This window comes from Alishewanella sp. d11 (assembly GCF_049390205.1).
Classification (GTDB): domain Bacteria; phylum Pseudomonadota; class Gammaproteobacteria; order Enterobacterales; family Alteromonadaceae; genus Alishewanella.
In genome coordinates this window covers 688,436-702,767 of record NZ_CP186547.1, presented here as the reverse complement: position 1 = coordinate 702,767, position 14,332 = coordinate 688,436, and the positions used below count along the sequence as shown (strand labels likewise).

The 14,332-nt window shown below is 47.1% G+C and carries 15 protein-coding genes; 6 read left to right on the top strand and 9 right to left on the bottom strand.

Going from position 1 to position 14,332, the window contains the following annotated elements:
• Positions 1–6: 6 nt before the first annotated feature.
• From ACO1PK_RS03310 to ACO1PK_RS03300, 3 genes are all read left to right on the top strand, one after another.
• Positions 7–876: a universal stress protein gene (locus ACO1PK_RS03310; RefSeq protein WP_423187252.1), complete on the top strand. Its 870-nt coding sequence runs from the start codon at positions 7–9 to the stop codon at positions 874–876.
• 198 nt (positions 877–1,074) lie between these two features.
• Positions 1,075–2,526, top strand: a complete 1,452-nt coding sequence (gene nhaD / locus ACO1PK_RS03305) for a sodium:proton antiporter NhaD (protein ID WP_423187251.1) — start codon at positions 1,075–1,077, stop codon at positions 2,524–2,526.
• A gap of 61 nt (positions 2,527–2,587) precedes the next feature.
• On the top strand, positions 2,588–2,938 hold the full coding sequence (locus tag ACO1PK_RS03300) for a putative quinol monooxygenase (protein WP_423187250.1): 351 nt from the start codon (positions 2,588–2,590) through the stop codon (positions 2,936–2,938).
• Positions 2,939–3,015: 77 nt separating this feature from the next.
• Here ACO1PK_RS03300 and ACO1PK_RS03295 read toward each other — a convergent pair whose 3' ends face one another.
• From ACO1PK_RS03295 to ACO1PK_RS03270, 6 genes are all read right to left on the bottom strand, one after another.
• The gene (locus tag ACO1PK_RS03295) at positions 3,016–3,972 is read right to left on the bottom strand and encodes a hypothetical protein (RefSeq protein ID WP_423187249.1); all 957 of its coding nucleotides are present in this window, start codon (positions 3,970–3,972) and stop codon (positions 3,016–3,018) included.
• A gap of 174 nt (positions 3,973–4,146) precedes the next feature.
• Positions 4,147–4,887 carry a DNA-binding domain-containing protein gene (locus ACO1PK_RS03290; RefSeq protein ID WP_423187248.1) on the bottom strand — a complete coding sequence of 247 codons (741 nt, stop codon included), beginning with the start codon at positions 4,885–4,887 and terminating at the stop codon, positions 4,147–4,149.
• Positions 4,884–5,723, bottom strand: a complete 840-nt coding sequence (locus tag ACO1PK_RS03285; RefSeq protein WP_423187247.1) for a DUF692 domain-containing protein — start codon at positions 5,721–5,723, stop codon at positions 4,884–4,886. The genes ACO1PK_RS03290 and ACO1PK_RS03285 overlap by 4 nt, the downstream gene beginning before the upstream one ends.
• Positions 5,724–5,728: 5 nt before the next feature.
• Positions 5,729–6,274, bottom strand: coding sequence for a hypothetical protein (locus tag ACO1PK_RS03280; protein ID WP_423187246.1), 546 nt, complete (start codon positions 6,272–6,274; stop codon positions 5,729–5,731).
• 135 nt (positions 6,275–6,409) lie between these two features.
• Positions 6,410–7,132: a cytochrome c biogenesis CcdA family protein gene (locus ACO1PK_RS03275; protein ID WP_423187245.1), complete on the bottom strand. Its 723-nt coding sequence runs from the start codon at positions 7,130–7,132 to the stop codon at positions 6,410–6,412.
• Between the two features lie 15 nt (positions 7,133–7,147).
• Positions 7,148–7,564: a thioredoxin family protein gene (locus ACO1PK_RS03270; protein ID WP_423187244.1), complete on the bottom strand. Its 417-nt coding sequence runs from the start codon at positions 7,562–7,564 to the stop codon at positions 7,148–7,150.
• A 165-nt stretch (positions 7,565–7,729) separates the two neighbouring features.
• Here ACO1PK_RS03270 and ACO1PK_RS03265 point away from each other — a divergent pair, with 165 nt between their 5' ends.
• Together ACO1PK_RS03265 and ACO1PK_RS03260 are read left to right on the top strand one after the other, a co-directional pair.
• On the top strand, positions 7,730–8,251 hold the full coding sequence (locus ACO1PK_RS03265; protein ID WP_423187243.1) for an RNA polymerase sigma factor: 522 nt from the start codon (positions 7,730–7,732) through the stop codon (positions 8,249–8,251).
• A gap of 74 nt (positions 8,252–8,325) precedes the next feature.
• Positions 8,326–8,955: an NrsF family protein gene (locus ACO1PK_RS03260; protein WP_423187242.1), complete on the top strand. Its 630-nt coding sequence runs from the start codon at positions 8,326–8,328 to the stop codon at positions 8,953–8,955.
• Positions 8,956–8,977: 22 nt separating this feature from the next.
• Here ACO1PK_RS03260 and ACO1PK_RS03255 read toward each other — a convergent pair whose 3' ends face one another.
• The gene (locus ACO1PK_RS03255; RefSeq protein ID WP_423187241.1) at positions 8,978–9,253 is read right to left on the bottom strand and encodes a hypothetical protein; all 276 of its coding nucleotides are present in this window, start codon (positions 9,251–9,253) and stop codon (positions 8,978–8,980) included.
• Between the two features lie 203 nt (positions 9,254–9,456).
• Between ACO1PK_RS03255 and ACO1PK_RS03250 the strand changes: the two genes are divergently transcribed.
• On the top strand, positions 9,457–11,847 hold the full coding sequence (locus ACO1PK_RS03250; protein ID WP_423187240.1) for a Lon protease family protein: 2,391 nt from the start codon (positions 9,457–9,459) through the stop codon (positions 11,845–11,847).
• Positions 11,848–11,849: 2 nt separating this feature from the next.
• Here ACO1PK_RS03250 and lnt read toward each other — a convergent pair whose 3' ends face one another.
• Positions 11,850–13,370 carry an apolipoprotein N-acyltransferase gene (gene lnt, locus ACO1PK_RS03245; RefSeq protein WP_423187239.1) on the bottom strand — a complete coding sequence of 507 codons (1,521 nt, stop codon included), beginning with the start codon at positions 13,368–13,370 and terminating at the stop codon, positions 11,850–11,852.
• Between the two features lie 74 nt (positions 13,371–13,444).
• On the bottom strand, positions 13,445–14,314 hold the full coding sequence (locus tag ACO1PK_RS03240) for an HlyC/CorC family transporter (RefSeq protein ID WP_423187238.1): 870 nt from the start codon (positions 14,312–14,314) through the stop codon (positions 13,445–13,447).
• Positions 14,315–14,332: the final 18 nt, after the last annotated feature.

The window sequence follows — 14,332 nt, the reverse complement described above, 5'->3', positions numbered from 1 at the left end:
TAAATAATGACACAGGATATTACTGCGGCAAGTGTGGTCGCTTGCATCGATGCCTCCCCTTATGCCCAAGCCGTTGCCGATTATGCCGTTTGGGCAGCACAACAATTGCTTGCTCCTTTAGCCTTGTTGCATGCAATAGACAAAGCACAACATACCCATACCCCAGACTTAAGTGGCAGTATTGGTTTAGGCTCGCAAGAATTACTATTACAACAACTGGCTGAGTTAGATGAAAAACACAGTAAGTTAGCCCTTGAGCGTGGACGAGAAATGTTAGACAGCGCGCAAGCCCGCGCAGCGCAACGCGGACTGACGGATATTAATGAGGTACTGCGTCATGGCAGTTTGTTGGATACGCTCAAGCAATGGTTACCAGAAATACGTTTAGTCGTACTGGGTAAAAGAGGTTACAGCAGTGCGCAAGAGCATGGTCAATTAGGTTTACATGTAGAGCAAGTTATCCGAAGCATCGACGTGCCTATTCTCCTCACCCAACAAGCTTACAAAGCGCCGCAGCGTATTATGCTTGCCTATGATGGTAGTGCCACCGCGCAAAAAAGTTTAGAGCGGCTTGCAGCTAGCCCTTTATGTCGTGGTTTACCGGTGCATATAGTCTTTGCCAGTGATAAAGCAGAAGCCAGTGCAGAGCAATTAGTTGCAGCTGCGGCATTGTTGAGCCAAGCCGGTTTTGAGACAAAAACAGCCATAGTAGCGGGCGAGCCCGCAGCCGTGCTACATCAATATCAACAAGAGCATCATATTGATTTACTGGTAATGGGCGCTTATGGTCATTCGCGATTAAGACAATTTTTTCTTGGTAGCACCACCACGGCTATGCTTAGCCAAGCCAAGTGCTCTTTGCTGATATTACGATAAAGCTATTGTGACGCAGTTTCGTAAGGCAGTACATAGTATTTTCAAGCTGGGCTGGGGAAAAACGTTTTGCTGAATAACTGCATTTAGTTCTGCAACCTGCTGAAAATAGGCGTATCATATGCCCTCAATGTTTGTAGGGTGTTTTTACGCCAGTGCAAACAGTGACCCCTCCTGCTTACTAACGTTACAGAAGTTATCATGGTTAATTTCAGAGTTTATGTCGTTTTACTGCTAGCCTTAGCTTTTATGCCGGCTACCGTGTTTGCTGCCTCCGGCCCCATTGATTTAACGCTAAGTCCAATAGGTTTGTTTGCTTTAAGCCTATTTGCTTTAGCCTACATGTTGGTGATGGCGGAAGAAAAAATTCACTTACGCAAGTCCAAACCTGTTTTAGTTGCCGCCGGTATGATTTGGGCGCTAATTGGCTGGCATTATATGCAAGCCGGTATGCCAGATAAGGCAGAATCCGCATTTCGGCATACCTTATTGGAATTCTCCGAGTTAATGTTGTTCTTGTTAGTGGCGATGACGTATATCAATGCGCTAGAAGAACGGCGATTATTTGATGCCTTACGCGCTTGGTTAATCCGTTCTGGTTTCAGTTATCGCACACTGTTTTGGATCAGTGGTATCTTGGCTTTTTTTATCTCTTCTTTTGCCAACAATATGACGACCGCAATGTTAATGTGTGCGGTAGTGATGAAGGTTGCAGAGGGGGATAAAAAATTTATTAATCTCACCTGTATCAATATTGTCGTTGCCGCTAACGCCGGTGGGGCTTTTATTCCTTTTGGCGACATCACGACACTGATGGTTTGGCAGGCCGGTATTATTACCTTTAATGAGTTTTTTACGCTGTTTATTCCGGCCGTGATCAATTTTATGGTTCCTGCGGTCATTATGAGCCTGTTTGTACAAAAACGCTCACCAGGTGGTTTTGCAGAGGAAGTCGAATTAAAGCGTGGTGCTTTACGCATTTTAACGCTGTTTTTACTGACTATCGCCACTGCTGTCGCTTTCCATTCATTTTTGGGATTACCGCCAGTACTGGGCATGATGACAGGCCTAGGATATTTACAATTTTTTGGCTTCTTTTTACGCAAAACGCTCCCAGGCTCTTTAGCGCGTAAAAAAGCTATTGCCGAGCGCGCAGGGGATATGGAGCGCTTACGCTCTTTGGGGCAAGTAGTGCCCTTTGATGTGTTTAACCGCATCGCTCGCGCAGAGTGGGATACCTTATTATTCTTCTATGGCGTGGTGGTTTGTGTCGGGGGCTTAGGCTTTCTTGGCTATCTCGAGTTGTTATCAACCGCACTCTATACTAATTGGAACCCTACTGCGGCGAATGTCGTGTTAGGATTAATGTCTGCAGTTGTCGACAATATCCCAGTAATGTTTGCGGTACTGACCATGAACCCTGAGATGTCGCATGGCCAATGGCTGTTGATTACGCTTACTGCCGGCGTCGGGGGGAGTTTGTTATCTATTGGCTCGGCTGCTGGTGTGGCCCTGATGGGGCAAGCACGTGGTTACTATACCTTTGTCGGGCATTTAAAATGGGCTCCGGTGATTTTGTTGGGGTATGCTGCCAGTGTGGTGTGTCATTTATGGTTAAATGCCGAACTCTTTACGATTTTCGGCCGTCCTTAATTAATTAGCTAAGCCCTATCGGTGTTGTCAAACCCCTTAGGGCAGCGAGATTGAGCGTGTTATGTCTAAGAAAGTGTATTGTATCGCGCAGTTTTTACCGAAAGAAGGTAAAGATGCTGAGTTATTCGCTATTTTACAAAGTTTAGAGCCCAATACCTTGCGAGAAGATGGCTGTTTGCAGTACATCGTTACGCGGCAGATCAGCAGTCCTTTTGCTGAAGGGATCAGCTTCCCAATTGCCTTTAATGAAATTTGGGCCGACTTACCCAGTTTCGAGGCGCATTGTCAGCGTGCAGAAATCCAGCAATTTTTCGAGCGCTATTGTTTAGCCGAAGATGGCCTAGCGGCTGACTGGAATGTCTGTATTTACAGTGACGAGCCCGCCAATTTTGATGCCCCTAAGCGGGTGTAAGCAGTCTCAGTCGTGGTGGCTTTAGCGCACCACGGCGTTGCGTTGCAGTGAGGTTTACTGGGTTATTGCTGTAGACGTCAAGCGACTTGCTTTTCAGCCAAGTGCAGCTCCATCAAGGCTTTCAATAGCCTAAATAACCGAATAGACGCGTCAATTTCTTCGCGTCTATTGGTAAGGCTTTCCACGTTTAACCCCAACGGGATATCCAAGTTGGCGCAATGCTGCAATATTTGTTGTAAGTTGTCGCGGCAAATTTTAATAGATTCATTTAACGGGTTTTCCGCATCTAAAATCCGGTATTGACTGCCCTCTGGTACCGAAATCCCCAACCATTGCATAAAGGTCAGCGTTTGTTCGCCGCCACAGGGGGTAAAGGTAAGAATGATGCGTTTGGGGCTAATGCCTTGTTGTTTACAGCTACGAGCATAGCTGGTCAGTAAATCGATTGTGGCTTGCGCATTGTAGACCGCTTGTGAGATAAAAAACTCGCAGCCTTGGCCTGATTTTTCAATTAAGCGTAAATGCTCATTACCTTTTTTCGCATGGCGTTCGGCAATCGCCACCCCGCCAAGGTAAAAGGCCGTATTATGCGTAGCTAGCTGCTGATAGGCTTCAGGTAAGCTCAGTTTAATTTCGCCAGTTGAAGAGGGGCTGCCCACTAATACCAAATTGGCTAATTGATAAGTTTCTGCGGTTTCCGTTAACCAGTGTTGAAATTCGGCGACATCGCGCTGTGCAACACTTTTATAGGTAATGACATCTTGCTGCGCTAATTGTCGTAGCAGCTGGCCATAATCACGCGGATCTAAGGTGCTATGAAACGGAAAGGGACGTTCCGCGCTGACGCGACTGCTTTCATCTTGGATATCGTATACCACTAAGCCGTCGTATTCGATTTCGTTTAAGCGGGCCAGCAATTTTTTAGCAATACGTTCGGTTTTATCTTGGGGTGTATTGGCTTTGGGCGGGGTAGTGCCTATTAAATACACGCCTTGCCGTGGATCGGTAATTTTCTGTTGTAGGCTTAATGCCATAATACAAGACCTCAAAATATGCATAGCTAAAATGCTCTGTCGTCAGTATACAGCTATTTAGATGGCTGGCCATCTAAAAATTCATGAATTTTTCTTAAGTTTCTATGAAAAAAATTCACGCATTCATGCATCTTGGGCTGGCTAACGGCGCTTTGCATCACTATTGCAGTCGCATTACCGCATCACTATAGCGCCCTGCTTGGCGAACTGTTGTAATAAAGGTAAAGCGGCGGCATGCAGCTGTGCAGGCGTAAGCGGAGCTAAATGCTCAGCTAACGCAGAGGTAAGCGCGGCGAGGGTTTGTCCGGGCTGTTCACTGAGCGCATTGAGTAACAGCAAACTTGCCTGATTGATACTGACAAACTGCACTTCATCGGCATAATCGCGGAAAATCAAAAAGTATTGGTATGCGCCCGCGACATTTGGCTGAAAGTCTTTACTGATGTTTTGTACGGGGTATTGATAGGCAGCGAGCATGGCTAACTCCGACAACCACAATGGACTATCAGCTAGCTTGTCGGGCGCCAGCGTCAGCGCCGGTTGCTCACACTTTTTGGTGCCAACATATAGCTCAGCCCATTCATAGTGCGCTAATTCAGCCAAAAATACCGGATCGGCTGGCCTTAGCGCATAGTCTTGCAAAAAGCTGACAAACTGCTCAGCGATATGCAGAAAATAGGGCGAGTGACAGCGATACTGGGCAAAAAATTGTTGCTGTAGTGCTAGCCAAGCTTCGGGGCAATACAGGCTTTGTAAAACCGGAAAAGCATTGTCGAGAAAACCACGGACATTATTAAAAAATAACTCTCGATACACCTCGAGGCGTTCAGCTGGTATAGCCGCGGGCGCAGGAAACTGCCTTGGATCGCGAATATAATTGGCAAAAGTCAGCTGGGTGCTTTTTAGCGCTGTCATAAAGGTCGCGCCTGCGTTGCTTGTTGTTGTAGCTGTTTGATCTGCGCGAGTTCAAGACATAAATCGGCGAGGGGTGGCAGATTGAAATCGCGTTCATACAAGGTGGGTTTTACACCATGTAGCTGATAAGCTTGGCTTAATAACTGCCAAACCGGATCCGGGATCGCCGCACCATGTGTATCAATCAGTAAGTTTTCATGCTGCACAAAATGACCTGCCACATGGTAATAAGCAATGCGCTCAGTGGGCATCGCTCGTAAAAAAGTGTCCGCAGCATAACCATGATTCACCGCATTCACATAGATGTTGTTTACATCTAACAGCAATTGGCAATCAGCTTCTTCTAAGATGGCTAACAAAAACGCCTGTTCGCTTAGCTGTTGGCTTGGCGCGGCGTAGTAGGAGACATTCTCAATAATAAGTGGTCTTTCCAGAATATCTTGCACTTGCCGAATGCGCTTTGCGACATAGCTCACGGCTTCTTCAGTAAAAGGTATTGGCATTAAGTCGTATAAATGCCCGTCGGCAGAGCAGTAACTTAAGTGCTCGCTATAAAGTAAAATCTGATGTTCATCTAAAAACTGTTTTACTTCCTTAATAAAGGCAATGTCCAAAGGATCGGGGCTACCAATAGACAGCGATAAGCCATGACAGAAAAAAGGATAGCGCTCGGTCAATTGTTTAAAATGGCGCTGTAATTTACCGCCATAAGGTAGCCAATTTTCGGGTGCGACTTCAAAAAAATCAATGACTGCCGGTTTTGCTTCTAACAATGCCGGCAGCATTTCACGACGCAGACCAAGCCCTGCGCTACAGCGGTTTAGGTTATCGGTCATTTAAATTACATTGAACCGCATTTGCCTTCGCCACATTTCATTTCTTTGGCTTTGTCGCTGGCTTGCTTTTTGGCATCAGCTGCTTTGTCTTTGGCTTTTTGTTTCATTTCCGCGCCGCATTTGCCTTCGCCACACTTCATTTCTTTAGCTTTATCCGCACCAGTTTTTTTAGCGTCAGCCATTTTTTTCTGCATTTCGGCACCACATTTGCCTTCACCGCACTTGCCTTCGCCACATTTCATTTCTTTTGCTTTATTCGCTGCGCCTTTTTTGGCATCGGCCATTTTCTTTTGCATCTCGGCACCGCACATGCCTTCGCCGCATTTGCCTTCACCACACTTCATTTCTTTGGTTTTGCCGGTACTGTCTTTGGCTTGCTCTTTTAGTTTTACCTTAACGCCGCTGCCCGTGGTTTTATCATCAGTCAGTTGATAGGCCATGCTCAGTTGTTGTGCTTGGAATGGATTAACGGTATCAGCCGATACCGCAGTTGAGCCAAGCGTTAAAGCACCAATGGCTAAGGTTAATTGGGTTTTACTTAGTTTGTGCATGTTAAGTTCCTTATGGGGGTTATCCAAGCGCCGCTTACGCTTGCAAAGCGCTTAGTTGATTATAGCTCAAGCCTAAACAGTTAAGGTTGTTGTGTAAAGTTACTGCCGGCATAACCGGCAAATTATTCTCTAGCGTTAATAGTGCGTCACCAGCTTTAACCAGCTTTCCGGTAAATGTTCTGTAGCCCAAATCAGCAGCAGTTGATCGAGCTTGCTCAGAATCATTATGCCCACCAGGAGTAAGCTATAGCCTAAAATTTTGCGTGCTAACTCGCCACCTGCTGCTAGCTTTGGCAAGTAACGGCGAGCAGAGCCGGCAAAGAGGTAAGCAATCGCAATTAAGGGGATAGCCGCGCCAATTCCAAAAAACAGCATTTGTACGCCGGCATTTAACAAGGAACCTGAATTGCCCGCAAGGCCTAGCGCGGCACCGAGGATAGGCCCTGCGCAAGGGCTCCAAATCGCCCCAAGCAAAATACCCAGCCAAAAAGCGCCACCCGGTTTTTGCTCTAGTGTACTGGCGAGTTGATCCGCTTTGGCTGCAAGTGGCGCCAACAAACCTGCACTACCTTGTTTAAACCAAGGCAGTACTAAGGCTAAACCAAATAGCACCAATAAGCTCGCCAATAAAGGGCGTGTTACACTGTCACTTAGCCCTAATACTTGACCGATGCTATGTAACAAAATGCCCATGAGAGCGAAACCAATGGCTAATCCCGCGCCAGTAAACACTGGGGCTAGTTTATGTTTTGCTAGCCCCGAGCTTGCCATCACCGGTAATACTGGCAAGATGCACGGTGATAGGGTAATCAGCATACCCGCCAGCAACAGCAGGGGAAGCAAGCTGTAGTCAATCATCGGTAAACTCCGCAGTTAGAGCGCTTTTAGTAATTCAGCTTTGATGGCCATGGCATCGGTTAGCCCCCGTGTACGTGACACTTCTTTACCGTCTCGGAATACAATAATGGTACTTTGCCCTGTCACCTTAAAACGTTTATTTAAGGCTTTTTCAGTGACTTGGTTATATTGCAACACGGGTAGATGCGCTAAAGCAGGATCTTGTAATGCCGTAGTGATCGCGGGGACCTGACGCGCACAAACCGGGCAACCAGGCTTAGTGGCAACTAAAATAAAACTGCCGCTTTGCTCAACTTCGGCGAGTTGTGTCGCGGTGTAAGCCGGTAAACTAAAATTATTCGCCATAGCGGGCTGTGCCATGAGGCCAATTAACAGCGCCGTTGCCAATGCCAGATGTTTAACCGAGTTGTTGGTTAGCAGGGAAGCCTTCATATCGTTTTCCTTCAAAGTGATTAAAATGCAATGTCGCAAGATGCTGACAGCAGGTAATTGGCGAAGAGGGTGATAAAGGTTACAAAAATTATTTTTTTATTTGCTGTAACCTTTTTGCGTTTCGCTGCCAATATAAAAAGGATAACGATTGCAACAGGAATTTAAATGAACGAATGGCCTGCCTTGCTGCAGCGCGCTCAACTGGGCGATAAACAGGCATATCAGCGCTTTTTAACAGAGGCGTTGCCTTTTTTACGCTCGCGTGCCCGCCGCTATGTCAGCGCGCAACAGGTGGAAGACTTGGTGCAAGATGTCCTACTCACGGTGCACCGTATTTTGCACAGCTATCAATATGATTTACCGGTTGAACCGTGGTTAAGTGGTATTTTGCGGCATAAGTATTATGAGAGCTGGCGCGAGTTAGCAAAAGGTACTTGGCAACCGTTAGCCGAAGATGATAGTTGGCATCCTGTGGCAGATTTCGCAGAGGAATCGCAGGCAGATGCGGTGACACGGGTACTGGCGCCATTAAATGCTGAGCAAGCTCAAGCGCTGTTCGCCACGAAAGTGGCAGAGCTCTCTGTACAGGAGACCGCTAATCTTATGCAGCGAAGTGTGGCTTGGGTAAAAGTGAATGTGCATCGCGCCATAGTGTTATTGCGTACAGAGCTAACTGAAGAGCCATAGTGTTTTTTGCGCTATGCCAAAGGTTCACAGTTACTGGCGTGAGTTTTTAAAGGTTTATGCAAAGGAGTTAGACAATGCCGCATCATACCGAAGAATTAATCGAGAAATTGGTGGCTTCACACCAAGCTATCCGGCCTTTTGCCATTAATACGATACTTTCGCTCGCCATTGTGGTGTTAGCGGTTGCGGCTCTGCTGTTGTTACTGCCTTTTGGTTTTCGTGACGATTGGTCTAATGCCGGTCAGTTAAAAAGCTTGGCTTTAGCCTGCCTTACACTGACTTCATTGTTGGCTATTTCGATTTTTAGCAGTCCAGCTAAAGCGTCTAACCGACAGAAAGTGGTATTAGCAAGCAGTGTGCTGGTTACGCTGGGTTTGTTTGTGCTGTTTGCCGATGTTGCAGTAGCGTTAACCTTGCAGCAAGCGTGGCAAAACCCGTCGTTTTGGGCTTGTGTTGCTTGGGTCAGTATGGTTGGTGTCGGTGTAGTGCTATTGTTGCAGCGCATATTGCATCGCGCTCGGCCCGCGCAGCGCCCGCTGTTTCGGCTGTTCGTACCCCTAGCTGCGGCGTTATTGGTGGCGACTATCTATAGCTTACATTGTCCTGTAGATGCCTTAGCCTATTTGTTAACCGCTTATCTGCTGGGTAGCAGTGTGGTGGTAGTGGTAGGATTTACTTTAAGCCAGCGTCTGTGGCGCTGGTAGTAGTATGGACGCCGTCTAACGCTTAATGCACACGATAGATACGACAGAAATAATCAATGACGCTATTGGCATCTAAGCGCTGAAATTTAAGCTGATGTTTGTCCATCAAGGCTTTACCTAAGGTTTGTAAGGTATGTTCTAACGGTGCCCCTGCAGGCCGCTCCATTTGATGCTGCTGAAATAAGTAATCCAGAGCCATTGAGGTGTAAGATTTACCTGGTATTGGTTTTGTTAATTCCAATTCATGCAGCCGTACGCCAAGATTGCGAATTTTCTGCAAACAATTTCGTTCGTTCATGTTAGGCCCCTTTATCAAAATACTTCAGATATTTTGATATCGGCCAGCGCCTGATAAACTTTAGCGCTGGGCAGAGCCCTGCGCTTTTTGTTAGACTAGCCGCCAATCGGGCTTAACTTTGTCTGCAGTATACTCAGACAGACAGTAAGAGCTAAGCAAAACAGTGCACCGCTAAAAACCGCAACCATTATTTAAGGCGATTCATGACAAAACAAAGCCATTCGCTGGCGCTCAGTCCCTTGCAGTTGAGTCCTCAACTGGATCCGCAATTAATTACCGATGCCTTACAACGGCAGGAATTGCTCCCTGGCTTTATTGGGCAAGATCGGGCGCGCACTGCGCTAGAGTTTGCCATTGGTATGGATATGCCTGGCTACAATCTCTATGTGATGGGCGAGCCGGCACTGGGGCGCTTTACCTTAGTGCAGGAGATTTTGCAGCAGGCGGCGAGTGAAAAAGCCACACCAGAAGAATGGTGTTACTTAAATAATTTTGACGATGAACGGGTTCCAAACACGTTACGTTTATTGCCCGGTGAAGGGCGGTTACTGGTTAAAAAGCTAGAAGCATTAATTGATGAATTGCTGGATACCTTCCCGGCAGCTTTTGATAACCCTGGTTATCAACGCAAGAAAAAAGCCATCCACCGCGCCTTTGACCAACGCTATGAACAAGCCATCGAACGGGTTGAAAAAAAGGCACTGGAAAAACAAGTGGTGCTTTACGAAGAGAATGGTGCGGTAAGTTTTTCGCCGATCATTGATGGCAAACCGCTCGATGACCAAGAATTCTCTAAGCTGACTGAAGAGCAGCGGCAATATTTTTATGGGCTAGTGTCTGAACTGGAAACCATTTTAAATGAGCAGTTGTTAGAGCTACCGCAATGGAAACGTGAGTTATCAGAAAGTTTACGTAGTTTACGTAAAGACACCATCGAACAAGCCATCAAGCCCATGTTGAAGCAGCTAGAACATCATTACAGTGCTGAGTTAGGGGTGTTGAAGTACTTAAAGGAAATGCGCTCACATCTGGTTAAAGCCGTGTTAGAGCTGTTACCTGATGAATCCGATGGCGAAAAAGCCGAAGATCCGCCGAGTCGGGAATTCTTTATCGAAGAATTCGTGCCTAATGTGTTAGTGCATTACGAAACCATGTCGGGTGCACCGATCATTTTTGAACCGAATCCGAGTTATGGCAATTTATTTGGCCGGGTTGAATACAATTCAGCCAGTGGTTCGTTATTTACCAATTATCGGATGGTTCGCCCTGGCGCTTTGCACAAAGCCAACGGGGGATATCTGATATTAGATGCGGATCGTTTACTGTCACAACCTGCCGTCTGGGATGCGTTAAAACTGGCTTTAAAAGCGGGTGAAGTGGTCATTGATACCCTAAGTGAACACGCAGTGACTAACTCGACCATTATCACACCGAAGGCGATTCCACTTAATGTGAAGGTGGTATTACTTGGCTCGCGCGATCTGTACTATTTAGTACAAGATTTCGATGATGAGTTTAACGAGTTATTCCGGGTGCTAGCGGATTTTGAAAACTACTTGCCGCTTAGCCGCCAAACCGTGTCTGATATGACGTTACAGATCAAGCTTCAAATGCAGCAAATGCATTTTACCCAGCTTTCTGAATGCGGCTTAACGCAGCTGTTATTGTTTAGCTTTCGACAAGCTGAGCACCAACGCAAGCTGTCTGCGCGTTTTGCCGATGTCTTAGAGCTGGTGCGAGAGGCGTGTTATTACGCTAAGCAACAGCAAGCTGACACCCTTACCGCACAGCATGTCAAGCAAGCGCTAGCAGGCAAACAATATCGCACGGGGCGAATCAGTGAAGGCTTTTTAGAAGATATCCAAGAAGGCCAAATTTTAATTGATACTGAGGGGCTAGCCGTTGGTAAAATCAATGGTTTAACGGTATTAGAAATTGGTGACACCGCCTTTGGTACTCCGGCGAGAATCAGTGCCACTGTGTTTGCTGGCTCAAGTGGCGTAGTAGATATTGAGCGTGAAGTGGAACTGGGGAAGGCCATTCATTCGAAAGGTGTGTTGCTATTAACCGGTTATCTTGGTGCCAAGTATGCACGGGAGTTCCCATTAACACTAAGCGCCAATATTGCCATGGAGCAATCATACGGTCATATTGACGGCGATAGTGCCTCCTTGGCCGAAGTCTGTGCTTTGGTTTCTGCGATTACTGATATTCCTATTAAACAAAGCCTGGCGGTGACGGGGTCGATCAACCAGCATGGTCAGGTGCAAGCTATTGGCGGCGTGAATGAAAAAATTGAAGGATATTTTAGACTGTGTCAATCACGCGGCTTAACGGGTGAGCAGGGCGTGGTGATACCGGCCAGTAATCAGCTGAATTTGGTGTTACAGGATGAGGTGGTCGCGGCCGTCGCAGCAGGGCAATTCCATATCTATATTGTCAGAAATGTCGATGAAGCCCTAGAGCTGCTGTTAGGCGAAGTGGCTGGCGAGCGGAATAATCGTGGCCACTATCCCAAGAAGTCAATCAATGGCAAAGCCCTAGCGCGCCTTGCCGCGATTGCCGAACTGGTTAACGGGGCGGTTGAAGAATAGTGTTAGGGTGTTAAGCGCCATTTGCGCCAGATGGCGAACACTAACACCAGTGTAAACAACGAGAATAACGGCATATTACCGACGCGGCTATAAGGGGTTTGGCCCTTAGTCAACGGTAATTGCTCGCTTAACACTGCTTCGGTGAACTGGGGGGCGCGTTGTCTGATTTCGCCGTTAGCGGCAATAGTGGCGGTAATGCCATTATTGGTGGCGCGAAGCACGGGACGTCCAAACTCCAATGCCCGCATTTGCGCAATTTGTAAATGTTGATGCGGGCCAATGCTGTCGCCAAACCAGGCATCATTACTCACCGTCAGCAAAATTTGTGTACTGTCTGTCATATTGGCGCGGATTTGTGCAGGGAAGGCAATTTCAAAGCAAATTGCCGCCAATAAATGATAGCCATTGGCGACGAGGTTAGGTTGTAAATAGTCGCCACGGCTAAATGAACTCATAGGCAAATCAAAAATTGGCGCTAAATGGCGCAGCAGATTTTCAAAAGGCACAAACTCGCCGATTGGCAGCAAATGATGTTTACTAAAACGGTTAGCATGGCCGTAAACATAATGGCCGCTGTCAGCATCGGCTTGCTGTTTACCCACTACCACTAAATTATTCCATGCCTCGCCGGTTTGCTGGCGATAATCGATAATACCGGTGATCAGGGCGGTGTTACTATAAAATGCCGATTTATCCAGATTCTCTAAGAAATCTTGCGCTAGCGGTTCCAGTCTAGGCACTGCGGCTTCAGGCCAAATCACTAAATCGTGTGTGCTCAAATGCGGACGTGTAAGATCTAAATATTTGAGCATGGTCGGCCATTCTTGCTCGGGGGCCCAGCGTAAATCTTGTTTGATATTGCCTTGCACTAGCAAGACTGATACTTGCTGTGGTGTTTCTTGCCAGCCTTTAAAGGGCGCAAGCAGGGGGCTGCTTAGCAGTAAAACCATCGCGACTAGCAGCGGCAGTAAACGGCTTAGCCAAGGCTGTTTATGCCATATAAAATGACTAAAAGCAGCCGCAGCAAACACCAAAAGTAAACTAATACCAATCTCACCGACTAAGGGGGCGAAGTGCCGTAAGGGAGAGTCGACCTGGCTATACCCCAGCGACAGCCAGGGGAAGCCGGTTAACATCACGCTGCGTAGCCATTCGGCAAGCGCCCAGCTTGCCGTTAACAGCAGTGGTAAGGGTAAAGTGGCGCCTAGTTTAACGCTAAGCCAAGTTGCAAAAGCAGGGAAAAGTGCCAAATACGCGACCAATAAAGCCATTAGACCTAAGCTGCCAGCCAAGGGTAAACCGCCAAATTGATCGATACTAACGTGCACCCAGCTGATACCCACACCAAACCAGCCCAGCCCGTAGCTGAAGCCATACAAGGCGGCTTGTTTGGTGTTGTGGCTTAGCTGCACGCAATAACTCAAAACGGTAAGCGTGACTAAGGGTAACCACCATAACGTATAGGGAGCGTAAGCCAGCGTATTGGCTGCACCGGCCAATAGCAAAAGCAGTGGCAACAGCATTGTTGCCACTTTGGGGGGAAGTTGTAGGGTATTGGCCTGTTCACGCTGCGGCCGAGTTAACAGAGACGGTATAGTTAACTTCCTTCTGGTTCTACTTCACGGGCGCGAATCACCTGTAATTGCATCAGGCGTCGGCTGTTAGCTTTACTGACTTTAAAGGTCAAATCACCTAGCGTAATACTTTCACCACGGCTAGGCATATGGCCAAAGGCATGCAGTACTATACCGCCGATGGTATCCGCATCTTCTTCATCGAACTGGGTACCAAAGGTTTCATTAAATTCATCGAGAGGCGTTAAGGCGCTAACTTGAAAAACCCGTGACGCCATTTTTTTGATGTCGTCTTCTTCAGACTCGTCATGTTCATCTTCAATTTCGCCGACAATTTGCTCGAGGATATCTTCAATGGTGACTAGGCCAGAAACACCGCCGTATTCATCGACCACTATCGCCATGTGGTAGCGTTTTTGCCGAAACTCACGCAGCAGGGCATCGACTCTTTTGCTTTCGGGGATAATGACCGCCGGTCTGACTAAATCATGCCATTGCCATTCGGTATGAATGGGATCTAGAGCATACTGCAGCAAGTCTTTGACAATCAAAATGCCTTCAACATGGTCTTTGTCTTCATTAACTACAGGATAACGACTATGATTGTTTTCCAGCAGAATAGGCAAAATGTCTGATAAGGGCTGCTCAATGTCGAGTGTCGCTATTTGCGAGCGCGGCACCATAATATCTCTGGCGCGCATTTTGGAGACATCCAAAACGCCTTGCAGCATATCTTTGGTATCAACATCAATAAGCTGGCGTACTGACGCTTCGCTGATGATATCTTCTAAATCAGAAATGTCTTGAGGTTCCGCGCTGAATATACTGGCGATACGTTCTAACCAGCTGCGACCCGCAGAACCGCGACTAGAGTGGGGATTGTCGTCACTCATTCGTGAACTTTAACTCCA

What these genes read in the sequence shown, in the direction of transcription:
- ACO1PK_RS03310 (WP_423187252.1), top strand. Translation starts at nt 7, where the DNA reads ATGACACAGGATATTACTGCGGCAAGTGTGGTCGCTTGCATCGATGCC.
- nhaD (WP_423187251.1), top strand. Translation starts at nt 1,075, where the DNA reads ATGGTTAATTTCAGAGTTTATGTCGTTTTACTGCTAGCCTTAGCTTTT.
- ACO1PK_RS03300 (WP_423187250.1), top strand. Translation starts at nt 2,588, where the DNA reads ATGTCTAAGAAAGTGTATTGTATCGCGCAGTTTTTACCGAAAGAAGGT.
- ACO1PK_RS03295 (WP_423187249.1), bottom strand. Translation starts at nt 3,972, where the DNA reads ATGGCATTAAGCCTACAACAGAAAATTACCGATCCACGGCAAGGCGTG.
- ACO1PK_RS03290 (WP_423187248.1), bottom strand. Translation starts at nt 4,887, where the DNA reads ATGACAGCGCTAAAAAGCACCCAGCTGACTTTTGCCAATTATATTCGC.
- ACO1PK_RS03285 (WP_423187247.1), bottom strand. Translation starts at nt 5,723, where the DNA reads ATGACCGATAACCTAAACCGCTGTAGCGCAGGGCTTGGTCTGCGTCGT.
- ACO1PK_RS03280 (WP_423187246.1), bottom strand. Translation starts at nt 6,274, where the DNA reads ATGCACAAACTAAGTAAAACCCAATTAACCTTAGCCATTGGTGCTTTA.
- ACO1PK_RS03275 (WP_423187245.1), bottom strand. Translation starts at nt 7,132, where the DNA reads ATGATTGACTACAGCTTGCTTCCCCTGCTGTTGCTGGCGGGTATGCTG.
- ACO1PK_RS03270 (WP_423187244.1), bottom strand. Translation starts at nt 7,564, where the DNA reads ATGAAGGCTTCCCTGCTAACCAACAACTCGGTTAAACATCTGGCATTG.
- ACO1PK_RS03265 (WP_423187243.1), top strand. Translation starts at nt 7,730, where the DNA reads ATGAACGAATGGCCTGCCTTGCTGCAGCGCGCTCAACTGGGCGATAAA.
- ACO1PK_RS03260 (WP_423187242.1), top strand. Translation starts at nt 8,326, where the DNA reads ATGCCGCATCATACCGAAGAATTAATCGAGAAATTGGTGGCTTCACAC.
- ACO1PK_RS03255 (WP_423187241.1), bottom strand. Translation starts at nt 9,253, where the DNA reads ATGAACGAACGAAATTGTTTGCAGAAAATTCGCAATCTTGGCGTACGG.
- ACO1PK_RS03250 (WP_423187240.1), top strand. Translation starts at nt 9,457, where the DNA reads ATGACAAAACAAAGCCATTCGCTGGCGCTCAGTCCCTTGCAGTTGAGT.
- lnt (WP_423187239.1), bottom strand. Translation starts at nt 13,370, where the DNA reads ATGCTGTTGCCACTGCTTTTGCTATTGGCCGGTGCAGCCAATACGCTG.
- ACO1PK_RS03240 (WP_423187238.1), bottom strand. Translation starts at nt 14,314, where the DNA reads ATGAGTGACGACAATCCCCACTCTAGTCGCGGTTCTGCGGGTCGCAGC.